General features: G+C 41.7%; 12 protein-coding genes and 1 pseudogene. 8 read left to right on the top strand and 5 right to left on the bottom strand.

What is annotated here, in order from left to right:
* Positions 1–5: 5 nt before the first annotated feature.
* The 3 genes from ACFG4S_RS04040 to ACFG4S_RS04030 form a co-directional block, all read right to left on the bottom strand.
* Positions 6–6,734: an SDR family NAD(P)-dependent oxidoreductase gene (locus tag ACFG4S_RS04040; RefSeq protein WP_392533582.1), complete on the bottom strand. Its 6,729-nt coding sequence runs from the start codon at positions 6,732–6,734 to the stop codon at positions 6–8.
* A gap of 352 nt (positions 6,735–7,086) precedes the next feature.
* Positions 7,087–8,097, bottom strand: coding sequence for a beta-ketoacyl-ACP synthase III (locus ACFG4S_RS04035; protein ID WP_392533581.1), 1,011 nt, complete (start codon positions 8,095–8,097; stop codon positions 7,087–7,089).
* 9 nt (positions 8,098–8,106) lie between these two features.
* Complete coding sequence (locus ACFG4S_RS04030) at positions 8,107–8,352, bottom strand: acyl carrier protein (RefSeq protein WP_392533580.1); 246 nt, start codon at positions 8,350–8,352, stop codon at positions 8,107–8,109.
* A 961-nt stretch (positions 8,353–9,313) separates the two neighbouring features.
* Here ACFG4S_RS04030 and ACFG4S_RS04025 point away from each other — a divergent pair.
* The 3 genes from ACFG4S_RS04025 (at position 9,314) to ACFG4S_RS04015 (ending at position 11,954) form a co-directional block, all read left to right on the top strand.
* Positions 9,314–9,679, top strand: coding sequence for a hypothetical protein (locus ACFG4S_RS04025; protein ID WP_392533579.1), 366 nt, complete (start codon positions 9,314–9,316; stop codon positions 9,677–9,679).
* A 71-nt stretch (positions 9,680–9,750) separates the two neighbouring features.
* The gene (gene fabF / locus ACFG4S_RS04020) at positions 9,751–11,016 is read left to right on the top strand and encodes a beta-ketoacyl-ACP synthase II (RefSeq protein WP_392533578.1); all 1,266 of its coding nucleotides are present in this window, start codon (positions 9,751–9,753) and stop codon (positions 11,014–11,016) included.
* Positions 11,017–11,072: 56 nt separating this feature from the next.
* Complete coding sequence (locus ACFG4S_RS04015; protein ID WP_392533577.1) at positions 11,073–11,954, top strand: hypothetical protein; 882 nt, start codon at positions 11,073–11,075, stop codon at positions 11,952–11,954.
* Positions 11,955–12,036: 82 nt separating this feature from the next.
* On the opposite strand, the gene cax is transcribed toward ACFG4S_RS04015, so the two are convergent.
* The gene (gene cax, locus ACFG4S_RS04010; protein WP_392533576.1) at positions 12,037–13,128 is read right to left on the bottom strand and encodes a calcium/proton exchanger; all 1,092 of its coding nucleotides are present in this window, start codon (positions 13,126–13,128) and stop codon (positions 12,037–12,039) included.
* Between the two features lie 523 nt (positions 13,129–13,651).
* On the opposite strand from cax, the gene ACFG4S_RS04005 reads away from it, so the two are divergent.
* Entirely contained in the window at positions 13,652–16,372 is a 2,721-nt protein-coding gene (locus tag ACFG4S_RS04005; protein WP_392533575.1) for a DUF3536 domain-containing protein, read from the top strand.
* Positions 16,373–16,388: 16 nt separating this feature from the next.
* Here ACFG4S_RS04005 and ACFG4S_RS04000 read toward each other — a convergent pair.
* Positions 16,389–16,568: pseudogene (locus ACFG4S_RS04000) on the bottom strand (HNH endonuclease); the annotation flags it as partial.
* On the opposite strand from ACFG4S_RS04000, the gene ACFG4S_RS03995 reads away from it, so the two are divergent.
* The 4 genes from ACFG4S_RS03995 to ACFG4S_RS03980 all read left to right on the top strand — a co-directional run bounded on the left by ACFG4S_RS03995 (position 16,540) and on the right by ACFG4S_RS03980 (position 23,464).
* Positions 16,540–16,677 (top strand): hypothetical protein, encoded by a 138-nt coding sequence (locus ACFG4S_RS03995; protein WP_392536156.1) that lies wholly within the window; start codon positions 16,540–16,542, stop codon positions 16,675–16,677. The pseudogene ACFG4S_RS04000 and the gene ACFG4S_RS03995 overlap by 29 nt on opposite strands.
* A 135-nt stretch (positions 16,678–16,812) precedes the next feature.
* Positions 16,813–17,616, top strand: coding sequence for an MOSC domain-containing protein (locus ACFG4S_RS03990; protein ID WP_392535903.1), 804 nt, complete (start codon positions 16,813–16,815; stop codon positions 17,614–17,616).
* A gap of 500 nt (positions 17,617–18,116) precedes the next feature.
* Positions 18,117–21,632, top strand: a complete 3,516-nt coding sequence (locus tag ACFG4S_RS03985; protein WP_392533574.1) for an ATP-binding protein — start codon at positions 18,117–18,119, stop codon at positions 21,630–21,632.
* Positions 21,629–23,464 (top strand): EAL domain-containing protein, encoded by a 1,836-nt coding sequence (locus tag ACFG4S_RS03980; protein ID WP_392533573.1) that lies wholly within the window; start codon positions 21,629–21,631, stop codon positions 23,462–23,464. The genes ACFG4S_RS03985 and ACFG4S_RS03980 overlap by 4 nt, the downstream gene beginning before the upstream one ends.
* The last annotated feature ends 57 nt before the right edge of the window (positions 23,465–23,521 follow it).

Here is a 23,521-nt window from a genome sequence, read left to right as displayed (position 1 = left end):
TTATTTCACTTCACCAAGGCTGCTAATTCTGCATTGACTAAGGCTTCTAATTCATCGAGCGATAGTTGTTCTATTTCTGCCAACATTTGATGCTCTTGTGTTTCTTGTTGGGTGCTGCTTTCAAGAACTACAGCAGTTTCAAAGGATAAAACTTGGTTGAGAAGATACTCGGCAAGGCTATTAATTGTCGGATATTCATAGGTTAATGTGGAACCGAAGGAATGTCCAGTAAAGTTTTGCAGTCGATTTTTTAATTCGATAGTCATCAGAGAATCCATGCCCAATTCAAAGAATCCTATATGTAAATCTGGTAATCGAGAGGAGCTGAATTTGAGAACAGTTGCGACTTCTTTTTGGATATATTCCACTAAGATAGTGTGGCGACGTTTGGGAGGTGCTGCTTGCAATTGTTCTAAAATTTGATGTTTTTCGACTATAGATTTATCTTCAGTCTGAATGCTGGTATTTCCTGAAATTACCTGAGATAAAAATTGCGGTTTGGCATTAGTTGGAAATTGCTCCAGGAACTTCGACCAATTGATGGGTAATACACCAATTTGGGCAGTTGTTTGATTCAGCAATTGTTCAAAGACTTGTAATCCTTGTTGCATTGAAACAACGTTAATTCCTACATCCGTCCAACGTTCTTCAGCACTACCACCTAAATTCGCCGCCATTCCAGCCTCAGCCCAAGGACTCCAGTTAATACTCATTGCTGGCAAACCTTGTGACTGCCGATAATGGGCTAGTGTATCTAAGAAAGTGTTAGCTGCTGAGTAATTTCCTTGACCAGGAGAACCGAGTAAGGAAGCAATAGATGAGTACAGAATGAAGAAATCTAAAGGTAAATTTTGCGTTTGAGAGTGTAAATTCCATGCACCTGCAACTTTGGGAGCCATTACTTTGGCGAAACGTTGCCAATCTTGTTTTAGCAATGTCCCATCATCGAGAATTCCTGCGAGGTGAACGATCCCCTTGAGTGGTGGTAATTTCTGGCCAATGTCTACTAAGATTTTTTGCAAATCCTTGACTTGAGATATATCAGCTTGGGCTGCAATAATCTCAGCACCAGCTTCGCGTAATGCATTAATTTGTTGCATTGCTGCTGATGAAGGGGCTTTGCGTCCTAGTAATACGAGGTGCTTTGCGCCTTGGTTGACAATCCATTCTGCTAGTTGGAGTCCTAAACCACCAAAGCCACCTGTGATTAAATAAGTAGCGTCAGACTGGATTTTGAGAGATTTTGTCTGGGCTAATGCGCTTTCACTCCGCACCAAGCGAGGGAGATAGCGTTGTCCATTACGGAAAGCGATCGCCTTTTCCGATTCTGGTTGCAGCAGGGCTTCTAAACAGTAGCTAGCGGCTTCAGTTGAGTTGGTTGGAGGTAAATCGATCGTTCCTCCCCAAATTTCTGGATGTTCTAAGGCTACTACTTTCCCAAGTCCTAATACTGGTGCTTGAGCTACTGCAAGGGCGTTGGTAGATAATTCTACAGGTTGTGCATTTTGGGTAACTAACCACAACCGTGGTGAGGAACTAATTTTAGCTGCAATTAATGCCTGTACTAGATAGAGGATGCTGCCACAATTTTTGATTTGGTCGGCTTGGAGGGAATCAATTGTGGTTTTTGCTACGGCTGTACTATCAAGACTCCAACAGTGGACAATCCCACGCAATGGCAGATGATTACTTTCTTGTACTTCCTGCAATAAGCGTTGAAAGTCTGTTGGTTGGGTTGGGTTAATCGTCCAGTTTCCGGCTTTGGTAGTTTCATAGACTGCACCAGCAAAAACTTGAATACAAGTTTCTTGGCGTTTTTCTAACAAAGTTGTGAGTGCTGAACTCACCCCACTGTTTTTGTCAGTGAATATTAACCAATATCCGCGAGATTCTATTGGAGTTGCTGTTAATTCTACAACTGTGCGGGGTTGGGGTTGCCATTCCACTTGGTAGAGCCAATCTTTAAAAGCAGTTTCTACCTGAGTTGGGCGTGCTGTATCTAGCGAGTCTACCCAATAGCGTTGTCTTTGGAAGGGATAAGTTGGCAGTTGTAGCAGTCGCCGAGAATAATCTCCATCAAAGCTGAACCAGTTAATAGCGACACCGCGCACATAGAGTTCTCCCAAGCTTTGGAGAAGAATTTGCCAATCTGATTGCCCTGGACGCAGACTTGCTAACCAAGTTCCAGATGCTTCGGGTAGACAGTGGCGACCCATTGCCAATAAAGTTGGTTTTGGTCCAATTTCCACAAAGACATTGTAACCTTGTTGTTCTAAAGTCTTCATCCCGTCAGCAAATCTGACTGCTTGCCGTAAATGGCGACACCAGTATTCGGGAGTGGCAATTTCTGCGGTGGCAATTTCGCCAGTAACATTGGAAATAATGTTAATTTGCGGCAGAGAGTAACTAACTTGACTAGCTATCTGTTGAAACTCAGCTAATATCGGCTCCATCAAAGGTGAGTGGAAAGCATGAGAAACACGTAAGTTCTTGCTCTTGATGCCTTGGGCTTGGAAAAGAGCGATCGCTTGATTTATTGCTTCCCGTTTGCCGGAGATGACAATATTAGTTGTACCATTAACGGATGCGATCGCTATTTCTTGTGCATAAGGTTCAATAACTGCTGTTACTTGTGCCTCAGAGGCGAACACGGCAACCATCTCTCCATCTTGCGGCAAACCTTGCATCAAACTTGCTCTAGAGGCAATGAGTTTTAAAGCATCCTCTAAACTAAAGACTCCAGCTATACAAGCTGCAACATATTCACCCAAACTATGACCCATCAAGGCTTTTGGAGTAATTCCCCAAGATTGCCACAATTTGGCAAGGGCGTATTCTAGAACAAATAAAGCAGGTTGGGTGTAGACAGTTTCATCTAAGAGAGAATTTTCTGTTACTGGATATAAGATTTCTCGGATGGACTTGCCAAGGTGGGGATGCAAAAGGCGATCGCATTCGTCCACAATACTTCTAAATGTGGGTTGGGTATCGTAAAGTTCACGACCCATACCAATATACTGTGCGCCTTGACCAGTAAAGAGAAATGCTATTTTCGCCCGCTGGCTTTTATCGACTTGTCCAGTTAACAAATTAGCAGTTTGATTTCCAGTAGCAAAAGCAGCTAATTGTGTATGTAATTGCTCAGTAGATTCTGCAACAGCAGCGAGGCGCAAGTCAAATTGCGACCTTCCAGTATTGACCGTGTAACAGTTATCTGCCAAGGATGTCTCAGGATGTAGCTGTAGATAAGCGGAATGTCTTTGTGCCAGTTCCCGTAAAGCTGTTTCACTTTTTGCAGAGATAGTCCAAATATGTTGGGGACGTTTAACTTTCGATTCAACTGGGGCAGGAGCTTGATATTCCTCCAAGATAATATGAGCATTAGTACCACCAAAACCAAAGGAACTAATACCAGCTAAACGCCGCTCTTTATTAAGGTTCCAGGGTTGCAGTTGCGTCGGAATCGCTAATGGTGTTCCTTCTGTGGCAATTAAAGGATTAACTGTTGTCAGATGTAAATGAGGGAAAATTTCTTTATGCTGTAACGCAAGTGTCACCTTAATCAAACCAGCAATTCCCGCAGCCGCTTCTAAGTGACCAATATTAGTTTTGACTGAGCCAATAAAGCACGGCTGTTGTGGAGTTCGGTCTTCCATCAAGACTGTAGCCAGAGAATTGAACTCAATAGGATCTCCCAAAGAGGTACCAGTCCCATGAGCTTCTACATAGCTGATTTGTGCAGGTTGCACTTTGGCATTTTGCAGCGCTTGACGAATTACAGCCTGTTGCGCCAAGCCATTAGGTGCAGTCAGTCCATTGCTGTGACCATCTTGGTTAACTGCTGAACCTCGAACCACAGCGAGAATATTGTCTCCGTCCCGAACGGCATCTGAGAGGCGCTTGAGAACGATGACACCACAACCTTCTCCACGTACATAACCGTTAGCGCTAGTATCAAAAGTTTTGCAACGTCCATCAGCCGATAACATGCCGGCGTTGGAGAAAGTGATATTTAAATCAGGAGTCAGGACTAAATTTACCCCACCAGCTAAAGCCAAATTACATTCCCCTTGACGCAGACTTTGGCAAGCTTGGTGCAGCGCCACCAGAGAGGAAGAACAGGCTGTATCTACTGCCCAACTGGGGCCTCGTAAATCTAGCAGATAGGATAGGCGGTTAGCCGCGATGCTAAAAGCATTGCCAGTACCAGTGTAAGCATCTGTGGGATTGGAATATTTAGATAGCAATCGAGAATAATCATTAGTGCTGATACCAATGAAGACCCCAGTTGGAGTCCCAGCAATTTGTTCGCGGGCACGTCCAGCGTTTTCTAAAGCTTCCCAACTTACCTCTAACAGTAACCGTTGTTGGGGGTCCATTAACTCAGCTTCACGGGGAGAAATTCCAAAAAATTGTGGGTCGAACTGGTCGACTTGTTCGATGAAACCACCCCAAGTAGTATGAACTTGGTTTGATAATATACTGTTGTCCCAGCGTGAGGATGATACTTGGGTAATGGCATCAGTACCATTACGCAATAACTCCAAAAAGCTCGGTATATCTTTGCTGCCAGGAAAACGACAGCCTAAACCAATAATAGCGATCGCTTCTTTATCTGTAGGTAATTGATTAGTCTGTGGTTGATTAATTTTTGTATCTACACCACCTAAATATAAAGCGAGGGTTTCAATAGTCGAATAATCATATAACAGCGTTGGAGACAGTGAGCGTCCCAGCAATTCTTGTAATTCACCAGAAATACCTACAGCCGCTAAGGAACTCAAGCCATATTCAACTAGGGGTTGCTGAATGTCAATCTCTTGGGCGCTGATTCCCAGTCTTTCGGCAATCCTCGCTACTAGCCAGTTTTCAATCTCTTCTGCTGCTTGCAACTTCTGTTGATTTCTCGGTTGGGCAACAACAGGCTTGCTTTGGCTAATATTTGCTGGCTGTTTATTTGTTGGTAATTGTGGCGCTGCATTTTCCTGCCAAGATTCCACCACATCTAGAGTATTTGCCAAAAAACCAGCTTGACAAGCTCGGCGCTGAATCTTACCACTAGAAGTTTTCGGGATACTTGCAGTTTTCAGCAAGACAATTGCATAAACTTGCAGTTCGTGTTGTTCTGATACTGCTTTCCGAATCGCGTTCATCACTTCTGTAACATTGAGCTTTCGTAAGTGACTGCGTTCTACTTCTTGAGCAATTACCAGACGTTCTTCAGAGCCAACGGTTACAGAAAATGCTGCACCACAGTTTGGTTTTAATGCTGGGTGACAAGCTTCAACTGTGCGTTCAATGTCTTGGGGATAGTGGTTTTTACCACCGATAATAATCAAATCTTTGAGTCGTCCAGTAACGCACAGTTGCCCATCGATTAAAAAGCCCAAATCTCCAGTTCGTAAGAAAGGCCCTTCCCCAGTGTCAGCTAAATAAGCGTGGAATGTTTCTTCTGTAACTTGAGGACGATTCCAGTAACCTTGGGCTACACAGCTACCTGCAAGCCAAATTTCACCCACTTCATCGGGGGCGCAATGAGTTAGTAGCTCAGGGTTAGCAATGACAATTTTTGTATCTAAAGCGACTTCACCACAACCAACCCAGGTTTGACAATTTTCCGAATCAGGGGAAACTGTAACCACACGATGGTGTTCAAAATCTGTAGCAGAGACATGAAACAGAACAGTTGGCTTGTCACAATGAACTGTAGAGACTTTAAGTGTAGTTTCGGCAAGACCGTATCCTGGGCAGAGAGTATCTGCGTTAAAACCAGAAACTGCAAATGCTTTAATAAATCGCTCAAGTGTTTGAGGTGAAATAGGTTCGGCAGCATTCAGCCCCATTTTCCAGGTACTCAAGTCTAACTTTGCCTTTTGCTCCTCAGAAATTTTATCTACGCATAGATCGTAAGCAAAGTTAGGTGCAGCGCTATGAGTGCCACCATAACGCGAGATTGCTTCTAGCCAACGCAGAGGTTTTTGGAGAAAGGAAGCAGGAGGCATCAAATAACAGGGAAACCCAAAGCGTAACGGTTCTAGCACTCCATAAATCAGTCCTAAGTCATGGAAAGTGGGTAGCCAACTTACCATCACACTTTCTGGTGTGTGGTTCCAACCAATATGAAGATCCGCCAATGTATGCAGTAAATTACCGTGGCTTACCATTACGCCTTTCGGCGTTGAAGTTGAACCTGAAGTGTATTGGAGAAAAGCTAAAGTATCGCTGCTAATTTCTGGTTTTTGCCAATCAGAGGCCAAATCTTTGGTAATACTATCTGTGGCTAACAAATCCATTGCCGCTGATTCTGTTTCTTCACTCAGGCGAGTCTTAATATCTGCCAATAAAGAAGTTGATGTGAGGGCGATCGCTGATTGGGAATCAGAGATAATTGACTGTAACCGCGACATTTTTTGATTGCGGCGGGGTGGATAAGCCGGAACTGCGATCGCCCCAGCATATAAACACCCAAAAAAAGCTGAAATAAACTCTAAACCTGGATAATACAGTAGTAAAGCTCGTTCACCGACTGCATTCAAGGACTGTAGTTCGGTAGCAATTGCTCTTGCTTGTTTATCTAGCTGTTCGTAAGTCAAGTAATCTGTTTCTACTTCTCCATCCTGTAGAAAAATATAAGCTTTTTGGTTACCTTGATGCTTTGCTCTGTATTGAAGAAGTTCTACTAAAGTGGCGAAATTCTGCATTTTTTGTTCAGGATAATTTAAATATGTAGACATTTAATGCTTCCTTGAAACTTCAAGCTAGATTGATTGCATTTTGTTTTTCGGCTTTTGTCATTCACAGCCGAATTTACAATTTTTAGCAGTTCACTAATGCCAAGAGTACAAGAGGTTTATTCTTTCCTTGTAGCTTTAATATCTATCACTTGTTGCTATGGCATTTATGCAATAAATATAAGTAATACCAATTCTGTATGAAGATGCGCTAAACCATATTTAAGTACAACAAAGAAAAACGAACCGCATTTGCATTAGTGTCTCCCCTTGGGAAAAGGACGCATATACACGGAGTGGCTTCCCGCAGAGTAGGACACAAAGAAAGAATTTAAAAAGGTTTAGCGCAGGAACATCAAAATCTACCCCAGCGAGCAACCATTGCTCCCCAACTCAAGCCAGCACCAAATCCGGCGAGAACAATTAAGTCTTCAGGTTGTAAACGATCGCTACTGCTCCATTCTTCTAAAACCAATGGTATTGAAGCACTTGAGGTATTACCATAACGAGCAACATTAGTTGCCACTCGCTCGCTAGGAATATTCAATCGTTGAGCAACGGCGTCAAGAATGCGTTGGTTGGCTTGATGAAGAAAATAACCCTTCACCTGTTCTGGCGAAATATCATGCTGAAGAAGAGTTTTTTGGATGAGATCGGGAACAGCCGCAACAGCAAAACGGTATACCTGCGATCCATTCATCGCCAGGGTTGAGAAGTGAGCGCGGCTAGCAGCTATCCCTGTTGTCAATGGAATTGGCTCTGTTTGAGAAGCGATCGCTAAATCTTCAGATCCTATCCCATCAGAGCGTAACTCAAACCCAATTAATCCCGGTGTGGCGGCTGATTCCAGAACTACAGCCCCAGCAGCATCTCCAAACAAGACACAGGTTGTCCGATCTGTCCAATCAGTCCAACGAGATAATGCATCTGCTCCGATAACCAATACAGTCTGGTATTTGCCCGTTTGAATATACTGGCTGGCAGTAGCTAGGGCAAAAATAAAGCCGGAACAAGCAGCTGTCAAGTCAAAAGCGACTGCACGAGCCGCCCCCAATTCCTGTTGTACTCGCGTTGCTCCACCAAATAAGTCCTCTGGAGTGGAAGTTGCCAAGATTAAAAGATCTACATCTAAAGCTGAACGTCCCGCCTGTTGCAAGGCATTATGAGCTGCGATCGTTGCTAATTTAGTCAGAGATTGCCCAGGTGCCAGTACTCTTCGCTGCTTAATTCCTGTTCGGCTTGAAATCCATTCGTCAGAAGTAGCTACCAAGGTTGCTAGATGATCGTTAGTTAAAACTTGGTCAGGTATCGCTTTACCTACACCCGTCAATTGAACAAATGCCAATTTAGTGTCTTTATCGATCATAAGTAAAACTCAAATAACAACTTTCTGACCCATGTAATTAACGACTTGCTGCACTGTTACAAATTGCTCTACATCATTTTTAGGAATTTTGATCGCAAAAACATCTTCTAATGCTTGTAACACTGCCAATAAATCTAAATAATCTACTCCTAAATCTTTAATCAAATTAGCATTGAGCGTTATTTTTTGTTTTTCACTAGCCAGCTCCTCTGCAATTACAGCTTGGATTCTGTTAAATATTTCTTGGTCACTCATAAGTAATCTCCTGTATTTTTAAACTGTTAAAAACTTCAATATACAAGCAATAGAATTCGTCTAAAATCTATGGAAAGGCTTTTTCTGCCAACACAAAGTGAACCTGTTTGTTTTGTGATTACAAAGGTAACAATTGTTGCTTATTTGAATAGCATCAAAAGCAACTTGGGTTATTAAGATAATCACCAACTCCAAACATGGTTTCTGTATTTAAGCTATGAGAAACCAGGTTTTGAATAGCTAAGTACTCATCAGAGTTACATTTACCTTTTATGCAAAATATCCTTTTTTATCTTGACATCGAGTTGACTTTGCAGATAAGCTGATGCCCGTCTAAAATATATAAACACTCTTGATGGTCGTTGACTGTTGACGGGTTTTCAGTCATCAGTCATCAGTCATCAGTGCTTGCTTCCTGCAGGGTAGCCCAACATTAATAGGGGTGTTGGGTCTCATTCTTCGCTGCGCGATCTGACGCGAACGACCCAACCGACAAAATCTAATAGAAGATTTTAGCCTTGTCAGAGCAGTAGGGTGTATTAGGCATATATCTCGTTATTTATTGGTTATAAAAAGGATAATTTAAGCGCCTGACGCACTACCACATAATACGGTGCGTTAGGTTCAAGCCATAACACACCCTACTTGAAATTTACTTTATAAATAGTCTCTAACTAGAAGTTTCGGGTAACTTTGCGGAGAGTTCGCTAATTTGATTTGCACGCGTAGTGACTATTTTTTTACCGACATCAATATTAAAGAGACTATTCAATCTGTTGATCTAAAATTTTTTTTCTGGAACTGCATAACTTGTCTATTCTAGAGTGATAAGTATCCAAAGGTTCATTTGACAATATGAGTGAATCTATAAATTTCAAGTTTTTGGGCAGGCCTTTGAAGTTGGCAAGAAAGATTTATCAACGACACGAACTAATATTTTTCTCTTAGAGGCTTACAAGATATGTCGGAAATACAAGAAACACACCAAGTTGTAGAGACAGAGGAAATTCAAAAATATATTAAACTTTTAGGATTGCAGCTTTCAGATTTAGAATTACATCAACTTCAGCTGGGAAATATTATTTCACTTGAAAGTAGAAGACTGAGTGAAATCGGCTCGGTGTTTATTCTAGCCGAAGCTCTTTCAACAGCCAGTTTAGTAAAGAAAAATATTACTTTTAACGATTTACCACAAACAGTTAGAGATTTTCCCTGTAGCTCTGGAGTTCCCATTTATTATTGGAATTCTGATTTACAGGGTAAATGTGGTTTACTTCTAACCTTGGTAGATGGCAAGCCAGGAATTAGAATTTCCACTCAAAATTAATAATAGTTAAATTTAACTTTTCTCGGAATAGCGAATTACTAGTTTGTCGTTTATAGGAGAACGAACGAAATATGGAACATGGAGGTTTAATCGAAAAGAAGCGGGTAGTAGTAACAGGGATCGGTGCAATTACTCCAGTGGGCAACACAGCACTTGAATTTTGGAACGGTCTACTGGCTGGAAAAAATGGCATTAGCCATATTACACAGTTTGATAGCAGTAATTACAAAACACAAATTGCTGCTGAAGTTGAGGGTTTTGATCCACTAGATTACCTGGATAAAAAAGAGGCAAAACGTACTGTCCGCTTTACTCAATTTGCTATTGGTGCCAGTCGGCAAGCGCTTACTGATGCTAATTTTGCAATTACTGACCTCAATTGTGAGCAGGTTGGTGTAATCATTGGCTGTGGTTTAGGAGGTATAGACTGGTTAGAAGAACAAAACGAAGTGTTGTTAACTAAGGGGCCTCAACGAATCTCACCGTTTACAATCCCTCTGTTTATTCCCAATATGGCAGCTGGACAAACAGCGATCGCAGTTGGTGCAAAAGGGCCTAATTCTTGTCCAGTTACAGCCTGTGCCGCTGGCGCCAATGCGATCGGCGATGCATTTCGCCTGATTCAGCAAGGTTATGCACAAGCAATGTTGTGTGGTGGAACTGAAGCTGCCATTACGCCAATGACTGTAGGAGGCTTTTCTGCTGCTGGCGCCCTCTCCAGACGTAATCACGATCCAGCCCGCGCCAGTCGTCCTTTCGATCGCGATCGGGATGGCTTTGTTCTCGGTGAAGGAGCCGGCATATTGTTACTAGAAGAACTCCAGCACGCCCTGAAGCGAGGATCTCATATTTACGCAGAGATTGTTGGCTATGGAATGACTTGTGATGCCTACCACATGACTACTCCTAGCGTAATGGGCGAAGGAGCTAGCCGAGCAATACGTCTTGCCCTCAAAGATGGCAATGTGTATCCTGAGCAAGTTAGCTATGTTAACGCTCATGGCACAAGTACAGCCATCAACGATTCAGTAGAAACTCAGGCGATCAAAACCGCTTTAGGCGAACACGCTTACAACACAGTCATTAGTTCTACCAAATCAATGACTGGTCATTTACTCGGTGCTGCTGGTGGCATTGAGGCTGTTGCTACAGCCTTGGCTGTTTACCACGACCAGGTTCCACCAACTACTAACCTTGATAATCCAGACCCGTTGTGTGACCTTCAGTATTCACCTCATGTCGCAACGACTTTACCAATGGAGGTAGCAATATCTAATTCCCTGGGATTTGGTGGACACAATGTTACCCTTGTCTTCCGCAAATACTGTGCCCAATAAAATCTTGTTATCAGTACAAATATTTAGCTGATTACTGAAAAAGTGAGATACATTCTATGACTTCTTTAACTTCTGTACAGTCTCCAGAATATTTACTTGTTGGTGGTTTTGGTAACAAAAGTATTTTACGCTACGATCAAAAGACTGGAAATTTCATCGACATCTTTGTTCCCAGTAGCAGTGGCGGGTTGTCCACCCCTGTGGGCTTAACCTTGGGGCCAGATAATAACCTTTATGTCGTAAGTAGCTTTGGTGATAGTAGTGTCCTTCGCTATGATGGTCAGAGTGGAGTTTTTATTGATGCCTTTGTATCCTCTAATAGTGGTGGACTAAATACCCCTACTGGTTTGGTTTTTGGGCCAGATAATCACCTCTACGTCAGCAGCATGAACAGTAATAGTGTTCTCCGCTATGATGGCCAAACTGGAGATTTCGTTGATACGTTTGTCCCTTCTGATAGGGGTGAACTAAACCAACCCTCTGGTTTAGTTTTTGGCCCAGACAATAATCTCTATGTGAGCAGTAGGGTCAACAACAGCATTCTCCGCTATGACGGTGAGACCGGAGCTTTCATTGATGCTTTTGTAGCCTCTGGTAGTGGTGGACTATCTATTCCTTCTGTTTTAACTTTTGGACCAGATGGAAACCTCTATGTTGGCAGTGAAAACACTGATAGTGTCTTGCGCTACGATGGTCAGACTGGAACCTTTATTGATGCCTTTATTCCCCCTGGTAGTGGTGGCCTACAATGCCCAGTTGGTGTGATGTTTGGTGGATACGATGGTAACCTCTATGTTGGTAGCTTTGGCAACAATAGCATTTTACGCTACGATGCCCAGACTGGAGCTTTCATTGACACCTTTATTCCCTCTGGTAGTGGAGGACTGCAAAATGCTGCTGTTTTAATCTTTTCTAAAATTTCTTCATTGACACGCTAAGGAATGTAATAAAACATGTCATTATCCATAATCAAGAGCGATCGCTTTGAGTTAAACTGAGGGCGATCGCGCTGTAAGTTACCTAACCCATGCTTTCCATCACAGGATGGAAGTAAAAAGCGAACCCCAACACTGTATAAGCAGCTAATAATAAGGTGCCTTCAAGCCAATTAGACTTACCATCAGAACTAATACTGTTGGCAATCAACACTGACACAACCACAGCGACTAATTCAAAAGGTTTGAAATCCAAATCCATTGGTTGACCCAATATTCGCCCGGCGATAACTAACACTGGGGCGACAAACAGGGCAATTTGCATACTTGAGCCCACTGCTACCGAAAGGGAAAGATCCATTTTATCTTTCATCGCTACGGTGACTGCTGTGGCATGTTCAGCCGCGTTACCCACTATAGGAACCAAAATCACTCCGGTAAATAGCGCCGTCAAACCTAGTTGAGATGTAGCTACTTCCAGAGAATCAACTAACATTTCTGACTCAATGGCCACTAGCACAGTACATACTAGCAGTACGCCAACCCATAACATCATATTTGGTTTCGTATGAGGGATTTCCTCTTCTTCTGTCTCCGCTACACCCACATCATATAAATAAGAGTGGGTTTTCATCGAAAATAGCAGCGTTAAGGCATAAACCAGGATTAATACTACCGCAACAGCAATAGAAAGATTTTGCAGTGTTTGTTCGTTAATTCCTTCAGAGGTATAATTCATCGCCGTTGGCATCAAAATGGCAATTACCGCCAAATTCATCGAAGCCGCATTCACCCGCGCCACAATTGGCTGAAATGTCTGTTCTTTGTAGCGCAGTCCTCCTAAAAGCATGGAAAAACCCATCACCAGTAGTAAGTTACTAATAATCGATCCCGTGATACTGGCTTTGACTACATCTATTAATCCAGCGTTTAGTGCTACTAGGGCTATGATTAGTTCCGTCGCATTGCCAAAGGTGGCGTTTAACAAGCCCCCCAATGATGGTCCCACAACTACAGCAATTTCTTCTGTGGCTGTCCCCATCCAAGCCGCTAAGGGCAAAATCGCTAATCCGGCTGTAATGAAAACTATCAATTCTCCCCATTCCAGAAAGTGGGCTGCTACAGAAACCGGGATAAACAGTAATAAAACCAGAAGAATAATGTTTTTAGTTGACATTTCTTGTCTTGAATTTAGGGTATCTTATCGGAGAGTTGTAGGAGCAATTGATGAATTACCTCTATAACCCAGTATTCGGCACTTCCATAGGATACTCTCAACCGTCTATAGACTAATTCAGAATTTTTACTGTTTTCAGTTCACTACTGCGGATTTTATGTAAAATAATATTGCCATCTAAGAAGTTTTCGTAATTTTCTGTTGCAAAAGTATGAAGTGGATTCAGAATTTTACACGAAAAATGGGTTTTAATATATTAAAAGACAATTAAATTTTTCATTGGCGCTGCCAACGAGAAAACCTGTAACTCAGGCGTTGTAGAATGGGCAATTACTTCAAGCCTTCCAGGAAAGGGCTGTGCAATAACGCAGATTTCCCACTATACTAAAACAGCTTTCTCAAAAATTTCGTTGTATTTCCATAGTTGTCGTTTATACCGGATTTTGTGTCAAAGCCATTGTAGAAAGGTTTATGCACAATGTTTATCGGTGCAACTGCAAGTTTTTGTTTTGGATAAATATACATGACTTCTGCTGCTGAAATGCCAGTTAGCTCTGGCTCAACGTTAACATTACATTCAGATTCCCAGAACGCTCACGAGACCGATCCCCTGAGAAAGGCTAATGGTGTTTATGTGACGGTGCATGGTCATTTTTACCAGCCACCAAGGGAAAACCCTTATCTGGACGCAATTGAACGCCAACCGAGCGCTGCACCTTTCCATGACTGGAATGAGCGGATTCATTGGGAATGCTATCGCCCGAATGCTTTTGCCAGAGTCTTAAATGACCGAGGCGAAGTGGTGGAGATCGTCAATAATTATGAGCATTTCAGTTTTAATATTGGTCCAACGCTGATGTCGTGGCTAGAACGCTACGATGTGGAGGTTTATCAGCGGATTTTGGAGGCTGATGCTAACAGTAGTCAACGTTTGCATGGTCATGGCAATGCGATCGCGCAAGTATACAATCACATCATCATGCCTCTGGCAAACGAACGGGACAAATATACCCAAATTCGCTGGGGTAAAGAAGACTTCCGTTCTCGTTTTGGCCGCGATCCCGAAGGCATCTGGCTAGCAGAAACAGGTGTGGATTATGCCACCTTAGAAGCTTTGGTTGCTGAAGGTATTCGCTTTGTAATCCTTGCACCTTCTCAAGCGTTGCGTTGTCGTCCCTCTCAGACTCCAGATCATCCGAATCCCGAATGGATTGAAGTCGGCGGTAGTCAGATTGATGCTACCCGTCCCTACCGTTGTTATTTGAAGCCAACACTAGACACTTCAACTTCACCTCTGAGTACGATCCCCGATAGCCCCAAAGATGAGAGTAGCGAAGGATTACCCTACATTGATATCTTTTTCTACGATGGTCCCATATCGCGGGACATGGGCTTTAGTGATGTCGTTTATAATTCCAATCGCTTTGCTGGACGTATCGGTTCGGCGGTACGTGGGGATCATCGTTTAGCACAGTTGATTTCTGTGGCGACAGATGGGGAAACCTTTGGACATCACAAAAAAGGAACTGAGAAAACTTTAGCCTACGCCTTTACAAAAGAATTTCCTCAACATGGTTGGACGGTGACGAACTTCGCCCACTACTTGAGCTTAAATTCTCCTAGTTGGGAAGTGGAATTAAAGTCAGTCACAGCCTGGAGTTGCGCTCACGGTGTAGACAGATGGCAGGATGACTGCGGTTGTGGTGGAGAAGGTGGCGTTTGGCATCAAAAATGGCGTCGTCCGTTGCGGGATGCTTTAAATTGGCTGCGGGATCAGCTAATTGAGGTGTATGAAGAACATGGTAGAGAGTTATTCCGCGATCCCTGGCAAGCACGAGATGAATATATTCAAGTGATGCGCGATCGCTCTTCTGCCAATGTCAACCGTTTTCTCTCCCGCCATCAAACCCACAAACTCACAGCCGCCGAACAAGTAGACGCTTTACGCTTGTTGGAAATGCAACGTCATGCTTTGTTGATGTTTACTAGCTGTGGCTGGTTTTTTGAAGAAATTTCTCGTCCAGAGGGGACACAGATTCTCCGCTACGCCGCCCGTGCTTTGGAATTGGCGGGGGAAGTAGCTGGTGTGCAGTTAGAAAAAGGCTTCCTCAAACATCTGGGCTTAGCACCCAGTAATGTGGATAGCTTCAAACATGGTGCGGAAATTTATCGACAATTAGTGCTAACGGCCCAAGTTGGTTTTAAGCAAGTAGCAGCCCATTACGCCATTAGTTCCCTGTTTACGAATCACAAACCAGCAGAGACGCGCAATTCCCTATCTGGAAAAGATGCTGGTGACAAACACCATCATCCTTCCCAAAAACGAGTTTATTGCTACGCGGCCAATGAGTTAGATTACCAACTGCAACGCATGGGATCGCTAACTCTGGCTGTGGGTAATTTAAAGCTGGTATCAGAAATTACTTGGGAAAGCGAACATTTGGTATTTGCGGTTCTGCATTTGGGAGGCTGGGATTTTCACTGCTGCATTCAACAATTTACCGGGCGGCGTGACTACAGCCAATTAAAAGAAAAGCTGTTTGGCGCACTGCAACAAGCGAGTGCGGCTCATACGATCTTGGCGATGACGCAGTTATTTGGGGAAGATACTTTCAGCCTAGAAAATCTCTTTGCTGAAGAACGCCACCGGATTATGCGCCTTTTGAGTCAAGAAACACTGACGCGTTTAGGACAGCTTTATACCCAAGCCTACCGTGATAATTATGGTGTGTTGATGGCGTTTCATCGAGATGAAATTGCAGTACCTCAAGAATTGCAGGTAGCAGCGGAAATAGCTTTAGGGCATCGCTGTTTGATGACATTGCGATCGCTTGAGCAAGATATCAGCGATCCCCAAAAGAGTTGGAATCACATAGTAGAATTAGAGGCGATCGCCACCGAAGCCAAACATCTGCGTTGTCAGCTGAATATTCCCGACGGCAAACAGATGTTAGAACAATTAATTGCGCGATCGCTTTGGCAATTATTGCATGATGCTAATGGTAGCTTTAATGCAGAGATCCAACTCTTGGAGCGGTTGATTGATGTCGGGGATCAATTAAACATACATATTTCTCTACATAGATCCCAAGAACTATATTTTAGTTCTCTGCACAGTCAAATAATACCTTTGTGCAACACCACCCTCGGCAATGAAGAAGATACTCATCAGTGCCGACAGTTGCTCAAGTTGGGTAAAAAGTTAGCCGTTGATGTCAGTATGATTTCAAATCAGTTGACATAACAGCAGGGGCGCACAGCTAGTTGTGCGCCTCATGAACGTATTGCATCCATATAAATTCAAAATGGCGTCTAAACTGGGGCTCAATGTTGTCGGTTTTTTGCTGATTGCAGGTGAAACAGAGTGTTTGTAGATTGCTGATATCGTTTTAACCGCCACGAGCGAGGGGAATGATATGGTCAACAGTCAGGTTAGTTTCTAGAGTTGGTCAAAGAGTTTTACGTCAAGCTTTAGAACGAGCAAAAAAAACTATTGATAATCAGTTGGGTAAACCAACTTCTACTCTCACCTCGATCGCTTTTCATTAACAACCGCGCGATCGGCTCACTTTATCCTAGGCGATCGCCTTTTACAATTAGAGTATAAACTTTCCTTCCCAACTCCAACAAAATAGTGAAAAATAGGCAAGCAGGATATTTTGTCTAAGTCCTAAAATTGCTATGATGCCTTACCTAGCTAAAATTTTACTTTATCCGGTTAAGTCACTGGATGGTGTTGAAGTTGAAAGTGCCAGAGTTCTTGCCACCGGCGCACTAGAGCATGACCGCGAGTTTGCTATCTTTGATCAACAGGGTAGATTTGTCAATAGCAAACGTCATGCCAAAATTCATTTACTGCGCGCGTCTTACCCAAACACGTCTGGGCGATCGGATGGAACGATCTCCCTGGAAATCCCCCCTAGCAACTCACAACAAGTTTTTAATTTGCATCAACAACAACAAGCACTTGAAGCAACTTTGAGTGATTTTTTTGGGTTTGCTGTTACATTCAGACAAAACTCTCTGATGGGCTTTCCTGACGATACAGACTCACCTGGCCCAACAGTAATTAGTACAGCAACCTTGGCAGAAGTCGCTTCTTGGTTTCCTGGCTTAAGTGTAGATGAAATACGTCGCCGAATGCGTGCAAACATTGAGATTGATGGTGTACCACCATTTTGGGAAGATCGGCTATTTGGCGAACAAACTGATTTAGTCTCCTTTCGAGTAGGAGATGTGCAGTTTTTTGGAGTTAAACCATGTCAGCGTTGTATAGTTCCAACACGTGATTCTTTTTTGGGCGAAGGTTATCTAAACTTTCAAAAAATATTTGTGAAGCAGCGACAAGCAACGTTACCAGAATACGTTGCTTCATCACGTTTTCAGCACTTTTACAGATTAAGTGTGAATACACAATTACCTGCATCATCAGCCGGAAAAATTTTACAAATCGGCGATGAAGTGGAGATATTTCCACAACAAAATTAATATTTTGTCACAATAAAAAATACAAAGTAAATTTTTTTATTTTTTTGATCTTTACTGTGTATTTACATGAAAATTTAAAAATTGTTTTAGTTATAATCTAAATTTTTGCACACACCGAGAGCTTTTAAGATCGGAAAATCAAGACATCAGTAATTAAAAATTAAATTTAGGATTGGGTGCTAATGGCAACCTGAATTTTAGAATGGCATACTGTAGCTTATTGGTTAAATTTCGGTTTTTCCCAAATAATGTAATCTATTGATACATTCCCAGACAAAATTCAACAAATTAAGGTGTAATCGTCAAGTCTGAAAATTAGATGTTGGAGGAACTCACCCAATGACACAAGTATATAAAATAAAGATTTTGTGTTTCTTTATACTTTAGTATATAAAAGATGTCATAGCTGATTCTATGACACACCGTAGTTGTCATCATAAGGAATGTAGCTAATATGGCAAAATTTCCCCCAGTAAAAGCTGGGGAAGAATCAAAAAACAATGTTATCCAAACTTCAGCCCGTCAAATATCTAAATCGCTTAGTTGGCAAAGTGTATGCCAAGATGCCCCTTAGCTATGTTCTGATTGTGCCCTTCATATTGCAAATTTTTGGCGCGGTAGGACTTGTGGGCTATCTTTCCTATGAAAATGGACAAAAAGCGGTAAAAGAGCTTGCTGCTCAATTAGAAAATGAAATTTGCGATCGCATTGAACAGCATCTTGATAACTATTTAACAACTCCGAAGCAAATAAATCAAATTAATTTAGATGCAATTGAGCTAAATTTGCTTAAGCTTGCTGACTTTCAAACCACCGGAAAATACTTTTGGAAACAAATGCAGGTTTTTAATATTGGCTACAACAGCTTTGCCAATCCCAAAGGTGAATTTATCGGTGTTGAACGTCTAGATAATGGCAACCTCTTGATTAATGAAGTTAGCGAAAAGCATAGTGTAGGGAAACTTTATGTCTATACTACAGATAATCGAGGAAATCGCCGCCATTTGCAAGAAGTCAAAAGTTACGATCCTCGCGTAGAAGCTTGGTATGCAGATGCAGTGAATATAGGCAAACCAGTTTGGAGTAAAATTTATCAATGGGAAGATAAACCAGAAATTTTATCCATATCTTCCAGTTATCCTGTTTACGATAAAAATCGCAAATTTGTTGGAGTAATTAGTGTTGATTTACTCTTGTCACAAATCAGCACTTTTTTAGCCAAGTTAAAGATTAGAGAATCAGGTAAAACTTTTATTTTAGAGCGTTCTGGATTAATAGTAGCTTCTTCTACTAGCGATCCACCCTATACCATCGTTAATGGTAAAGGAAAACGTTTATCAGCATTAGATAGTAAAAATTCTTTAATTAGATTCACCACACAGTCGTTGATTAAACACTTTGGTAGTCTTGGGTTTATTGCAGGGAAAAAACAGCTAACCTTTACCACCAATGGAATAGATTATTTTGTGCAGGTAAAAACTTGGAAGGATGATTTGGGTTTGGATTGGCTAATTGTAGCAGTCATCCCAGAAAGGGAATTTATGGAGCAGATTAATGCCAATACTCGCACCACTATCATACTCTGCATAATTGCTTTTTTAGTAGCTACAGAAATTGGGATTTTGACCGCTCGTTGGGTAATTAAGCCGATTCTGCTATTAAACAGATTGGCGAAGAAAATTGCTAAAGGTGAATGGGAGCAAATACCAGAAATTCACCGCTCTGATGAGCTAGGAGAACTAGCTAAGTCATTTGAAACTATGGCCAAGCAACTCGAGGTATCCTTTAGTGTGTTGGCAGGAAAGAATGCCGAAATGCAAGTTTTAAATGAGGCGCTATCTGAAAGTCAGAGTCGGCTGACTCAATTTTTAGAAGCTATGCCCGTGGGTGTATTTATTATAGATGCTCAAGGTAACCCTTATTACACAAATAAAATTGGTCAGGAAATTCTTGGTAAAGCGACAAGATCTGAAATTCCTGCAGAACAATTGTCAGAGGTATATCAGGCTTATCTTGCCGGCACAGATGAACTTTATCCTAGGGATCGGATGCCTATTTTCAGGGCATTGCAAGGCGAAAGTAGCAGAATTGATAATATGGAAATTCGCCGTTGCGACAAGATTATTGCCATTGAAGTTTTAGGGAAACCAATCTATGATGAATCAGGAAATCTTGCTTTTGCGATCGCCACATTTTTTGAGATTAGTCAACGCAAACAAGCAGAAAAGTTATTAGCAGAATATAATCTCATCTTAGAAGCTCAAGTCAAAAAACGTACTGACGAATTTCAGCAAGTTATTGAGCAATTACAAATCACCCAAGAAGAACTGATTGAATCGCAAAAAATAGCTGCACAGGAGCAACAAGCAGCTGTTCGGGAAGCAGCACGAAGTGCCGCCGCAAACCTCGCCAAAAGCGAATTCCTCGCTAACATGAGCCATGAATTACGTACCCCACTCAATGCCATTCTCGGTTTTACGCAAGTCATGAGCCGAGATTATTCATTATCTAGCGAACATCAGAAAAACTTGACAATTATTAATCGTGCTGGCGAACACCTACTCAATTTAATTAACGACATTTTAGAAATGTCCAAAATTGAAGCTGGTAGAATCAGATTAAATTTGAGTAGCTTTGACTTAATTCATTTATTGAAGAACTTAGAAGAAATGTTGAATTTACATGCTACATCTAAAAACCTAAAACTACTATTTGAATATGGACAAGACCTTCCTCAATATGTAGCAACAGACGAAAATAAACTGCGTCAAGTATTGCTCAACCTCTTAGGAAATGCCATCAAATTTACTGATACTGGAAATGTGACATTACGGGTAAGACTAGGAACTGGCGAAGAGGACACAGAGAGTTCTTTCTTTGCGCCAGCTGCATCCGCCCAATCCCTAATCTTTGAGATCCAAGATACAGGTTGTGGTATTGCTCCAGAAGAAATTGACTTGCTATTTGAGGCTTTTGAGCAGACTGAAATTGGCCGAAAATCCCAACAAGGGACGGGACTGGGCTTAGCCATTAGCCGCAAATACGTGCAACTAATGGGGGGAGATATTACTGTCAGCACCACTCCTGGTATAGGGAGTACATTTGCCTTTGATGTTCAGATTGCTCTAGCTTGTCCCACAGAAATACCCACAAACCAAAATAAATACCAAATTATCGCCTTAGCAGCTACTCAAAAACCATACCGGATTTTAGTAGTTGATGACTCCAAAGAAAGCCGTCTGTTACTAGTTAAAATTCTTACATCTATGGGCTTTCAAGTCAGGGAAGCTACAGATGGTATGGAAGCAGTTGCAACTTGGGAATCTTGGCAACCACACTTGATTTTCATGGATATGCGAATGCCTGTTATGGATGGTTACGAAGCTACAAGAATTATTAAATCTCAAGAATCGGTCTATAGGGAAGAACCTTTATCAACTGAGGCCAGTTCGCAAAGTCAAACACTACTTCCTACTCACTTGAGTGCGAGTCAGCCCTTTGCTACGGCAAATCGATCTTTTAGCGATCCAATGCTAACAGTCCTAGCTCCCCATTATAACTTCCCTGGAAAAACCGAAGACTGCTCCAATCAATACACCATTATTATTGCACTGACCGCTAGCGCCTTTGAGGAAGAACGTCAGAAAACTTTATCCATTGGGTGTGATGATTTTATTCGCAAGCCATTCACCCAAGAAGTATTATTAGAAAAACTGAGTGAACATTTAGGTGTAAAGTATACCAGCCGAATAGAAACCACAAACATAGGAGTTGTCGATCAATCTACACAGATGTTTAGCAGTGTTACTGAACTCCTGAGCCATTTATCCCAGATGCCGCCTGAATGGCTCCAAAAGATACACTATGCCGCAGCCAGTTGTAGTGATGAGATGATTTTACAATTACTCACGCAAATTCCATCAGATAAGGGTCCAGCGATCCAAATTTTCAGGGATTTAGCAAATAACTATCAGTTTGAGAAAATCATGGAATTAACTAGAACAAACATAGAATGAATTACGAGCATTTAGACCCTTATAAAAAAGATATTTTGATCGTTGACGATATGGCAGATAACCTGCGGGTTTTATCTTCAATATTGACAAGGGAAGGGTATAACGTTCGTAAAGCCTTGAACTGGCAAATGGCATTGACAGCAACTCAAGCAGTATTACCTGACTTGATTTTGCTCGATATTATGATGCCAGAAGTAGATGGCTATGAAATTTGTCAAACGTTAAAAGCTTGGGAGCTAACAGCCGATATTCCGGTAATTTTTATTAGCGCTTTGGATGATGTTTTTGACAAAGTTAAAGCCTTTAGAGTCGGTGGGGTAGACTACATCACTAAACCTTTTGAGTTTCAAGAAGTTTTAGTGCGGGTGCAAAATCAACTAGCGTTGAGATCGGCGCGCTTAGAAATATTGAAACTAAACGTAGATTTAGAACATCGGGTCAAAGAACGTACTTGGGAGCTAGAAAATGCTCTGCAAAAACTCCATCAAGAAATTGCTTACCGCCAGAAATTACAAAGTCAAATTTTAGATATAGCACTGCATGATTCACTGACTGGGTTACCAAACCGAGTTTTGTTTATCAGGCAACTAAAAAATGCTCTAACTCGTGCTAAACAAGAATCTAGTTATCAGTTTGCCGTACTTTTTTTAGATTGCGATCGCTTCAAAGTTATCAATGATTCACTGGGCCATTTAGTAGGAGACGAATTGCTGATAGCCATTGCCCGCAGACTGCAAGCATGTCTGATACCTATTGATACCCTAGCACGATTAGGCGGCGACGAATTTGGCATTCTTTTAGAAAATATCACAGATATCAATATAGCAATCCAGGTTGCCGAACGCATTCTCCAACAGCTATCACTTGCTTTTAAACTGTCAAGATACGAGGTATTTATGAATGCCAGTATTGGTATTAGTTGGGGCAATAAAGATTACGACCGTCCAGAGTATTTACTACGTGATGCTGATACGGCAATGTATCGCGCTAAAGCTCAAGGAAGAGCAAAATATCACGTTTTTGACCCAGTGATGCATCAGCAAGCCATTCAGATTTTAGAGTTAGAAAATGACTTGCGAAGGGCTGTTGAAAGACAAGAATTCCTCGTTTACTATCAACCAATTGTTTCGCTAACCACAGGTAGAATTTCTGGTTTTGAAGCCTTGGTACGCTGGCAACATCCGATTCGCGGTTTAGTTTCTCCGATTGAATTTATTCCGGTGGCAGAAGAAACAGGTTTGATTAATACCATTAATACGTGGGTATTACAATCAGCTTGCCATCAACTAAGCATCTGGCAACATCATCCAGTAATACCAGAACCCTTAACTATTAGTGTAAATTTGAGTGCAAGATTATTTTCACAGCCCAATTTTGTAGAACAAATTGATCGAATAATTTATGAAAACAAAATAAATCCAGAATACTTACAATTAGAAATTACAGAAAGTGTAATTATGGAAAATACTCATGCAATTAAAATAATTCTTCAAGAACTAAAGCAGCGTAAAATAAAATTAATTATGGATGACTTTGGTACAGGATATTCTTCTTTAAGTTACTTGCATAGTTTTCCTTTAGATGCACTGAAAATTGACCAGTCATTCGTCAAACGGATGCAGGAAAACCAAGAAAATATGGGCTTAGTACCAGCGATGATTGGTATTGCCAACTCAATGGGAATGAGTGCGATCGCTGAAGGCGTCGAAACCGAAGAACAGTTAGCCCAACTGAAAAGTCTAAACTGTAATTTTGCTCAAGGATATCTTTTCTCGAAACCCATAGAAGAACAACTAGTTATGAAGTTACTTGCCGCATTACCTCAATGGTAGTTATCAAATACCACCTCAGAAAAACTTTATTATTGACTTTCGCTTAGATCCTTTGTG

The organism is Nostoc sp. C117, from assembly GCF_043099735.1.
GTDB lineage: Bacteria > Cyanobacteriota > Cyanobacteriia > Cyanobacteriales > Nostocaceae > Nostoc.
This window is presented reverse-complemented; position numbering and strand designations above follow the sequence as displayed.